This window comes from Pseudogemmobacter sp. W21_MBD1_M6 (assembly GCF_052119585.1).
GTDB lineage: Bacteria > Pseudomonadota > Alphaproteobacteria > Rhodobacterales > Rhodobacteraceae > JBGQOJ01.
Genome location: NZ_JBGQOJ010000044.1, coordinates 1 through 9,310 on the forward strand (window position 1 = coordinate 1; position 9,310 = coordinate 9,310).

General features: G+C 54.2%; 8 protein-coding genes. 5 read left to right on the top strand and 3 right to left on the bottom strand.

Annotated elements, in window-relative coordinates; translation table 11 throughout:
• Positions 1-360: 360 nt before the first annotated feature.
• Positions 361-1,044: a GntR family transcriptional regulator gene (locus ACEN2R_RS20135; RefSeq protein ID WP_442044634.1), complete on the top strand. Its 684-nt coding sequence runs from the start codon at positions 361-363 to the stop codon at positions 1,042-1,044.
• A gap of 911 nt (positions 1,045-1,955) precedes the next feature.
• Here ACEN2R_RS20135 and ACEN2R_RS20140 read toward each other — a convergent pair.
• The 3 genes from ACEN2R_RS20140 to ACEN2R_RS20150 form a co-directional block, all read right to left on the bottom strand.
• Positions 1,956-2,678: a hypothetical protein gene (locus tag ACEN2R_RS20140; protein WP_442044636.1), complete on the bottom strand. Its 723-nt coding sequence runs from the start codon at positions 2,676-2,678 to the stop codon at positions 1,956-1,958.
• 28 nt (positions 2,679-2,706) lie between these two features.
• On the bottom strand, positions 2,707-3,627 hold the full coding sequence (locus ACEN2R_RS20145; protein ID WP_442044637.1) for a calcium/sodium antiporter: 921 nt from the start codon (positions 3,625-3,627) through the stop codon (positions 2,707-2,709).
• 378 nt (positions 3,628-4,005) lie between these two features.
• Complete coding sequence (locus ACEN2R_RS20150) at positions 4,006-4,923, bottom strand: hydrogen peroxide-inducible genes activator (protein ID WP_442044639.1); 918 nt, start codon at positions 4,921-4,923, stop codon at positions 4,006-4,008.
• A gap of 96 nt (positions 4,924-5,019) precedes the next feature.
• Here ACEN2R_RS20150 and ACEN2R_RS20155 point away from each other — a divergent pair, with 96 nt between their 5' ends.
• The 4 genes from ACEN2R_RS20155 (at position 5,020) to ACEN2R_RS20170 (ending at position 9,079) form a co-directional block, all read left to right on the top strand.
• Positions 5,020-5,985, top strand: a complete 966-nt coding sequence (locus ACEN2R_RS20155; RefSeq protein WP_442044641.1) for a sodium-dependent bicarbonate transport family permease — start codon at positions 5,020-5,022, stop codon at positions 5,983-5,985.
• Positions 5,986-6,537: 552 nt separating this feature from the next.
• The gene (locus ACEN2R_RS20160) at positions 6,538-7,068 is read left to right on the top strand and encodes a hypothetical protein (RefSeq protein ID WP_442044643.1); all 531 of its coding nucleotides are present in this window, start codon (positions 6,538-6,540) and stop codon (positions 7,066-7,068) included.
• A 755-nt stretch (positions 7,069-7,823) separates the two neighbouring features.
• Positions 7,824-7,997: a hypothetical protein gene (locus ACEN2R_RS20165; protein ID WP_442044645.1), complete on the top strand. Its 174-nt coding sequence runs from the start codon at positions 7,824-7,826 to the stop codon at positions 7,995-7,997.
• Positions 7,998-8,068: 71 nt separating this feature from the next.
• Positions 8,069-9,079, top strand: coding sequence for a hypothetical protein (locus ACEN2R_RS20170; protein WP_442044646.1), 1,011 nt, complete (start codon positions 8,069-8,071; stop codon positions 9,077-9,079).
• The last annotated feature ends 231 nt before the right edge of the window (positions 9,080-9,310 follow it).

Sequence of the window (9,310 nt, forward strand, 5' to 3'; positions counted from 1 at the left end):
GCCGCACCGTTTTGTTCAATGGTTGTGAATTCGGTAACGCCTGTTGTCTTGAACTGGCCCAACTTCTCCAGATTGCTCTGCGCATTCGCCGCTATCGGCGCCATCACAGCACAAAGAGCGAGTGCCGATACGTAGGTCTTCATCCGTCGCATTCTCGATTTCCTCCCAAAATACCGAAATTGGTAAGGCAATCTAACCAGTAGGTGAAGATTCGCGCAATACAAAACAGGATACGGAGTTCGGTATGCGAAAATGATTGAAATAACTGCCGTCAGCCCACATCTGGTGCCGAATTTATTTCATTCTCGGTCCGTTTTGGCCTAGGCGTTCCCGAAGCCAATCAAGGCGCCACCAACATCTGTGAACATTCAAGTGCAAAAACTCGAACGTAACATTGATCTCGTCGAAAGCGTGAAGGACGCCATTTTCGACGCCATTCTCACGGGTAAGCTGGTGCCAGGGGAAAAGTTGTCGCAGGATATGCTGGCGGAACAACTGGGCGTTTCACGCCAACCGATCGGGCAGGCGCTTCGGATATTGCTTGAGCACGGGATCGTATGTCCTTTGGACAAGAAAAGCCTGACTGTCGCCGCCATCGAACATGACAACTTGATGCAGTTAATAGATATCCGCTGCGAGCTGGATTGTTTTGCTGCGCGTCTGGCCGCGGGCAAGGCGAAAGCGGGTGCATTTGATGATGCCGATCTCGCAACGCTCAACGCGCTTCGGCAGCTGAAAGCCAAGTATGGCAGTGACGTCAGTCAGGTGGCGTTTGACGATGCAGTGTTGGACGATATCGAGTTTCACCGCCTGATCAGAAAGCTGTCCGGAAACGACTATATTCAAGCCATTTTGGCCCCACATCTTTTGCACCACCATCGACTTATGTATATCATGAGCAACAATCGCCGCCCGGTCATCTGGGCAGAACACAACCTGATCTTCGAGGCGATCGAGGCCGGTGATGTGGCTGAGGCGCAAGCGCTTGTCCGGCACCATATCGTTGATGCGGCCGAGGTCCTTCGTTCAAGATTGACACCCTAGCTGACGTTCAGGGTCAAAGCCTGTATGAGAGAGTTGCCAAGAGGTTCACTGTTTATAGATAGCCCCGCACATAAATTAATGCAGTCAGGCTCTCGTGGAGGTGTGGCCTATGGGCCTGAGATTGGTATTTCGGGCAGTCTAGCCCTCAATAAGCCTGTTGCCAGAACCCGGACATAACACAGTCCGACCTAACATTACTCAACCTATAGGTGCGTAATCTGTCAACTTGGTGTTAATTTTGCTAACATTCAGGCAGCAATTTTGGCACAAAATCAGTAAGCTAGGTAACATTTACCGCCCTATTTTAAGCTAAATACCTATTAAGTAGCCCGGAACGTAACACGATGTTTACGTTTGGTTGACAGAAAGCAGCGGAAATGGCGTTTTTGACGGAAAGCTGACCGGCTCGCGCAAGATGAAGGAACGAAAGCCCCTCAAATCAGAACTTGCCCCGGATGAGTTCGGGCCGTTTCACGCCTTTTCGCGCGATTGCTCGAAATAGGTATTTTTGAGACGGTAGCGCCTCCAATACCACCGCCTGCAAAGCCTCTCAGGGGCTTCGTTTGTGCACTGGAATGCATTCGAGCAAGTCTGAGCGCTACGGACGCTGCCAGTGCGCGCCCTGGTGAGCCTCAGGCGCATCCGCAGTGCATCTTGATATGAGTAGGGATCGAGACTGCTGAATCGGCAGCCTGATCTCCGGTTCCATGATGAAATCCGTAAAGCTGCGCCGGATGGCTCTATGATCGTTGGAACCGTGAAAAGGTGAGAAGGAGGCTGGCAACCGCGCCACAGACCTGAACGGGCGAGCTATGGAAACGCACCAACCTCCGGCCATGCCCACCATTTGTCGCCGCCGGACTCTTGGCACGTCGAGGCGCCTGACGCACTGCGCATAGGACCCGACCCGTTCAATGCAGCGGTGCACGTTCCAGCATATTGTCCGTATCGAGTTTCAGCGCTGATCGCCAAAGTGGCGTCTTGAAGCACATGCGCACAGTCCGCCCCGCGTCTTTGGTGTCATGCACCGAGATCAAACCCGACCATTCCAAGGGCATCAGGACGTAATGCGAAAAGGCCGCCATTTCGCGCCAGCCCCCGTTGTCCCAGTCCGGACCTTCGCCATAGAATACACCATATAATGCGCGCTCGGATGCACCGTTTTCGGCTTCGATATTTATCACGTTGAGCCAGGTATCCCATGCACCGAACGGGCGCGCGTCGAACCGTCCGTATGAGGCGTGATCGACGTCCAGAACATAAAACGAGATCAGTTCACGGTAGAGGGCGCCAGCGGACTGCGATAGCTCTCTGCCCTTGTTGGTTAATCTGAACTCGCCCTTGTAATGGCGGCCGAGCTTGAGGCTGATCAGCAGGAAATGCAGCAGCTCCAGCGGTTGGAAGTCATACTCGTTGAGGACTTTGTGGTATCGGAACAGGTCTTCATAACTTCTGCCGGGCCAGTCGAAATGCTCGGCCGCCCAATGAACGAAAGTCCGCTTGAAGGCCTTGGTCTTAGTCAGCTTGATCGGCCCTTCTTCGGCCACATAACTCAAAGTCAGCCGTGCCGCCCGCAACAGCGGCGAATAGACCAGATCAGGGTGGTCATCTGGAAGTTGGCGGAATTCGATCATGGAAGATTTCAGTATGCACTCATTTCGGTCATCCTTGCGCCGCCCATACGTAAACCACATATCCGGCCAGCACGGCCAAACCAATTCCACGTCCGATGACCGCGCGTGTCAAGAGCAACCCGGTCAGGGCAAGCGAAATCGCAATCATGATCGGCAGATCGAAGGTCAGGAACCTCTCGGCGACAGGGACCGGCTTGATCAACGCTGTCACGCCAAGGATGCCGAGAACGTTGAAGATGTTCGACCCAATAATGTTGCCGATTGCAATCTCTGAATGCCGTCGAAAGGCGGCGATCACAGAAGTGGCGAGTTCGGGCAGGGATGTGCCCACTGCCACGACTGTCAGGCCGATGAAGGCTTCGGAGACACCGAAGCCCCGCGCGATAGAGACAGCACCGTCCACCAGAAAACGTGCGCCGAACATCAGCGCGACCAATCCGGCGGCGATCCAGAGGCCAGATACGAGCATCGAGGCAGTGGCGGGCATGTCGGGGTCATCCACGGCGGCCTCGCCCGGCTGGAGATAGGCCCAAGTCAGATAGATCGCGAGTGCAAACACCAACAGGAGCCCCGAAAGTCGCCCTATTTCACCCATCGCGAAGATCGGAACCAATGCAAACGCAGCCGCGACCATAACAGCCGTATCCCGGCGAAGGGTCGCACCCGACACGCGGATCGGCCAGACGAGACAGGTAAGTCCGACAATCAGGAGGATGTTGGCGATATTCGATCCGACGATATTCCCAACGGCAATGTCCGGCACGCCGCGCCAAGCCGCTTCGACCGAGACCAGAAGCTCGGGCGTGGATGTCCCGAACCCCACGACCGTCAGGCCGATCAGCAGGGGCGGGATTGCCATGCGCCGGGCGATCCCAACGCTGCCCCGCACTAGCGCTTCACCACCAAAGAACAGACCGATCAGTCCGGCGACAACGTAGATGTAATCCACCAAATGGCCCTCTCGGGCAGTTGATCTACCCCACCGGCAGATAGTGATTACCATGGGGTGGCAACAAGGTGTCACTTGTCGGATTAATCAGAAAAAGCGCAAAGAAATCAGTATTAACCGATTTGCAATCAGCGGGTCTTAGCTCGCCCGTGCCCGCCATGGAGGCCTGATCTGGGCGACCTTCTTCCCATTGCCCCAAAATGTCTTGGCTTGGACAAGAACCCACATTGTCAGAGTCCTGACCTTCGCCATAGAATGCACCATATGCTTATTCCCGCCAACTTGGCGCGAGACTCCCATTAATCCTAACGCCCATTTTCAATGAGGTTGCGGTAAGAGGCCGCGCAATATAGCGTCGCGCGCCCATGGAATGCCATGTCAGTCGGTCGCGACCGACAGTCCGAGGTGGTTGGCTGCAAACCTGAGTTCTTCGATCAGCATGTCGTGCCCGGACGCCGCGGTTTCGGTATTGCGGGCCAACAGGGCGATATCACGATTTGCGTTCTCCAGACCAAGGGGACGTATCGCGACCTCGGTTCTGAATGCCGCCTGACGCTTGGCGAAAAGTTCGGGCAGGATTGCGACGCCGGTCCCCGATGCGGCCATCAACAGGATGGAATCAAGACTTGTGCCCTCATACTCGTCCGAAACGATGCCGCCACATTTTGAAGCCAGCGCATAGGTGATACGCGATAGCCGATGACTGGGATCAAGGGTCAGAAACTGACGACCATGAAGGTCAAGGGCAGTTACGGCACCTTCTGCGTTGGCCAGCGGATCGTCTGTCGCAACCGCAATCCACAGTGTTTCGTTGAAAAGGCGGGTCTGGACTGTGTTCGGGTGATCCTCGGGCGTCGAAATGATCAGATCAAGTCGCCCTGCTTTAAGGCCTTGTTCAAGATCACGCGTGTTTTCCTCACGCACGATAACGCGCAGGTCCGGTTGCCGCTGGTGGATGTTCTTGACCGCTTGCGGCAGAAGATATGGACCGATTGAGGGGAGGACGCCGAGCCGGAGTCTGCCTGCGAAGGCGAGATCCGACATCATGGAACGGCGCAGATCCTCGACCTCTCGCAAGATTTTTTGTGCACGGCGAATGAGGTCTTCACCCTTCCCGGTTGCCTGCACGCCTTTGCGGCTGCGTTCGAAAATACGGATGCCGAGGTCCTGCTCGACGGACGCGATTTGTGCCGACAAGCTGGGTTGACTGACGTTCAATACCTCAGATGCAAGCCCAAAACGGCCAAGGCGATGAACGGTCACGATATATTCAAGCTGTCGGAGTGTTGGTCGCATTACATAGCCTAAAACTATTCAATCTGTAGAAACATACTATTGGAGCTATGGAATTCCACAAGGCATCTCGTGCTGAACTGTAGTGCGGAGTCACCCATGTCCAACATTCTGGAAACCCTCTCGGGCACGCTTCTGGTGCCGACCATCCTGTTTTTCGCCCTCGGCCTTTTTGCTGCCTTTGTCCGCAGCGATTTATCCATTCCCGCAGGCGCCGCAAAGTTCATGTCGCTCTATCTACTTTTGGCCATAGGGTTCAAAGGTGGCAGCAATCTTTCTGCCCACGGTGTCACGCCGGATCTGTTCGTCACAATGTTGGTGGGGGTCGTGCTGTCATTTTCGATGCCGTTCGTGGCCTTTGCCTTGCTTCGGAACATGACGCGGCTGGATACTGTCAATGCCGCAGCAGTTGCCGCTCACTATGGATCAATTTCGATCGTGACATTCGTCACAGCGATAAGTCTGCTGGAACTGGCGGGGACATCCTATGACGGTTTCATGGTCGCCGTCGCCGCCACAATGGAAGTGCCGGCGATCCTGTCGGGGCTGTGGCTGGCGCATCGGTCGGGCATCCGGCCTGCGGCCCAAGGGCACCTCTGGCGCGACCTTTTGGCCAATGGGTCGATCGTGCTGCTGACAGGTGCTTTTGTCATTGGCGCGCTGACAGGCGGTCAGGGTATGGAAATGATCGCCCCATTCATTGTGACACCATTTACCGGAATCCTGTGCCTGTTTCTGCTCGACATGGGGCTTACGGCAGGGCGTAGCATTCTTCAAAACCGGCACATGATATCGCCCGGCCTCTTCGGGTTCGGTGTGGTCATGCCCTTGGTTGGCGCAGGTGCGGCATGGTGTCTTGGCGCGATGATAGGACTGGCGGACGGAAGCCTGTTTCTGTTGATGACGTTGTCGGCTTCGGCCTCTTATATTGCAGTCCCTGCAGCGATGAAGATCGCCCTACCGCAGGCAGAACCCGGTATCTACGTGACCTTGTCTCTCGGGATTACGTTTCCGTTCAACATCGCCATCGGCCTCCCGCTCTACCTCTGGCTGGCAAATTGGTGAGAGGGCGACCGCTCGAAATTTCGGACCGTCGGATCACACCTTTGGGCTGCATGGCTGTTTCGAAAGGGCAGAGGTTCGCCCGTCGTTGCTGTTATGGCTGAACTGGGGGTGGTGATTTGCGGCGGGGCTGGCACCTGACCGGGCGGCCGCCACGCGCAGATTTCATCTGGCTTGGCGCGCTGGTGGGCTGTGCAGGTGCCCGCACGATGGGGTTCGAGGACGACCACGGATCCTCCTTATTGCCTTGGCGGCGAGGAATGGCTCGATCGGTCTATTCAGGGACTGACGGTGAAGCACATCCTGAAAGGCACATAGTCTTGACCAGAGGTAACGGATTTCCGTTTCAACATGTGGAAAGCCGTCTCTCTCTGCCAGCGAGGAATGGCTGAGCAGGTGCGGCTAGGGACTGACGGAGAAACATAACCTCTCTCATGATGGCGAGTAGTTCTGCTGCGCTGGTGCCGCGCAATTTTTCACTGTGCGAAGATAAATCCTATTGACGTGACTGTGATCGTGACATAGACATGTCCTTATCAACAAGGAGAGTGACAAATGGCTATGACCGATGCGCAGAGAAAGAAAGCTGAAAGACAACGAAAGGAAGGCGAACTCAGAATACTGCCGGATTCATCTTACCGCTTTCTGGCGGAGCCATTTGTGGAATGGCTGGAACGGACGGAGGGGCATGGTGACTGGGATTCTGCCCTCTATCACTTCGATGCTGCGGCAATGCCCCATCCCGAATTTGACGGAGATAAGGGGCCAGTTTCAATTGATGGCGAGGTCGAGCGCACAAGAGACGAAACCTATGATCCTTATGCTGGCTATGAGCGGTCTATCGGTCGGGCTGAATCAATATTGGATCATCTTCTCGCTGCAGCCAGCAACATGGCGATTGTTGTTAACGCCTATAAGCGGGAAGAGTTTGGCAAAAGGTTAAAGGAACTCGAAAGCGCTGACCTTTCGGATCCGGCATCAAAGAAGAAGGCATTCGAGGACGTCGTTCGACTCCAGAAGATGATGGAGCGCCTTGAGAAGATGACGACCATAAGGCTCCACGAGTGGAAACTTAAAGGGTATTGAGGCTCTGCCAAGAACCCATCGGGCGGTATGGGCCGCCCGAGGGTAATCCAAAGTGGGCAGCTCGGTCGCGCCAATCTCTGCCTGACGGTTTCAGGTGGCGGCGTCGCGAAACAAGACTAGAAAACCAGACCGGCATTTGAAGGGGAGATGCCAACTGGGGCTACTTTGGTAGTTCCCAGGCCCTGATCTATTGCCGTTTTAATCCAGCATAGTTGGAAAACAACAACGGACCTGCGTGGTCCGAAAGGAGAACTCATGTCTTATTCAAATTCCGGGCAAGTGGATCGTTCGGACGCTGTTCTTCCAGGACCAAGGGACAGAACCTGGCATGTCGTGCGCCGCGGTCCATCCCAGACCGCCCCAGAGTTTACACTGTGAAGCGGACGATCTTGGACGGCTCTCTCAATCGTGTCGGACCACTCGGACCAGACGCCCCTATCGAGATGGACGGTCCGAGTGGTCCGAGTGGTCCGACCGTTTAAACGGTAGGGTATCCGATAGGCAGTGCGTCCGAGCCTGACTGAAATTGCCACGCAAGGATGCCGTCTTGGGCACCCCTCAGAAAAAACCGATATCCGGAAGGTGAGGAATGGCTTGTAGTGGCTTGCCAGGGACTGACCGGTAAACTGAACCGACTTGTTTGGTGGATATCCACCCAAGTCATCGATTTTCTTAATAGACAACCAAACGCGGCGAGACCTGGCAGCATCCTTTGCCAGATCGTCCCCCTGTATCTATGCACGAAAGGCAAGATCATGAAAAACAACCCAGTAGCCAATCTCTGGAGAGCCAAATCAAGCGGCGCACCGGTCCTGCTTCATTATCATAATGAGCCATCAGACAAGAAGCAGGCGCGGTTTCTGGGCCGGGAAAAGCTGGTGCCGGACATTGCGTTGGAAGACTTCACATGTCGGGCCGTCATCGACTGAATCGATCTGCATGTTTGGCAGTGGCATTTTTACAACGAATAATGGATCTAAGGGATCCGAATGGAGAAGCTATGACTGATGAAATGGAAATGCGAAGAGAGTTACTAACTGCACTTGTAGAGGCCGGAAAGTTCATTCCGCGGAAATACCTTTCTCTCGAGGGAGACCTAATGGTCACGAAATGGCCTGCATATCGGTTTCTGAACCCGAGGCGGGCAACAGCGATTTTTGCGGACGACTACATTACTGCTTATAAGAATTGTGTGCGCGCTGAAATCGATAAAAATAGGGCTGAAACCATACAGCCACTAATTAAATCAGATTTTAATTCAAACAATTCCGGTTACACGAACATCTGGATGGCAAGGCAGCATGCCGATGAACTTGGAATGCCTTATCCCAGATATCTTGAGTTTTGCTTCCACTTCTATCTGAGACGGCAGCGTAAGCAGCTTCCGCAACCTAACCAGCTCCGCCCCAACCGGGATAGAAATCCGGATATGGCTAAGGCTTTCTATGCCGAGCTGGAAAAGTTCTGGGATGATGATCGGAAAAAGATCGAGTTTGCTAACCTTACTCCAATGCCGCAGTATTGCACCGATTATTATGCTGAGTTGCCAGCACAGAAGATATTTCAGGACCAGCTTTTGCAGGGTTTTAGGTTAAATCCCGGAAACTTGAACATCTTTATTGGCATTCGCGTATTGGGGCTGCGTCAGTTGACGGAAGATTCGTGTTCAGCTCTGGCCCCGCCAGACATTTTTGAGCGCACCTTGGACATTGCTAAATCTGAGATGCATTCTGGCTCTTATACCGCGGAAAGTTACGTATCCCCTTCGCAATCAGAGCTTTTTCAGGCTTGCTTTGGGGTTCCGGGCATTGAAGCTGACAAGGCATTGGTATGCGAAGCATGTCCGCAGCGTGCACCCTGTCAGAAATTGCGAGAACTGGTTGCCCGTCAGCTGAAGGCCGAAACGGGAAGCGCTGACCCTTTGCGGTTAAAGGCATTAGAGAAGCAGCGTCACTACACCCAGAAATCACGCGATAAGACTAAAGCCCTAGCTCTCACCGGGGTGCCTTAGTGAATACGCCTATCGGCTCGCAGGGTGCACGGCACCTTTTTTGGTTGACCGGAAGCTTTGTAAGCCGATGGGCGTGGCTACACTCCGGAGGTGAGAACCTGTAAGGTTTCCCGGGAAAATTATGTAAGGTCTCCCTAAGTTATCTGTATATTATTTAAGGGCACCTCTAAAAATTGCGCCTGATCTGACGGCGGTGTAGACATTGGGCCAGTGTGAGATGGAGGCTGGTTG

Excerpts from the sequence above, each read along its gene's own strand:
- ACEN2R_RS20160 (WP_442044643.1), top strand. The coding sequence starts at position 6,538 with ATGGCTATGACCGATGCGCAGAGAAAGAAAGCTGAAAGACAACGAAAG.
- ACEN2R_RS20150 (WP_442044639.1), bottom strand. The coding sequence starts at position 4,923 with ATGCGACCAACACTCCGACAGCTTGAATATATCGTGACCGTTCATCGC.
- ACEN2R_RS20165 (WP_442044645.1), top strand. The coding sequence starts at position 7,824 with ATGAAAAACAACCCAGTAGCCAATCTCTGGAGAGCCAAATCAAGCGGC.
- ACEN2R_RS20155 (WP_442044641.1), top strand. The coding sequence starts at position 5,020 with ATGTCCAACATTCTGGAAACCCTCTCGGGCACGCTTCTGGTGCCGACC.
- ACEN2R_RS20140 (WP_442044636.1), bottom strand. The coding sequence starts at position 2,678 with ATGATCGAATTCCGCCAACTTCCAGATGACCACCCTGATCTGGTCTAT.
- ACEN2R_RS20170 (WP_442044646.1), top strand. The coding sequence starts at position 8,069 with ATGACTGATGAAATGGAAATGCGAAGAGAGTTACTAACTGCACTTGTA.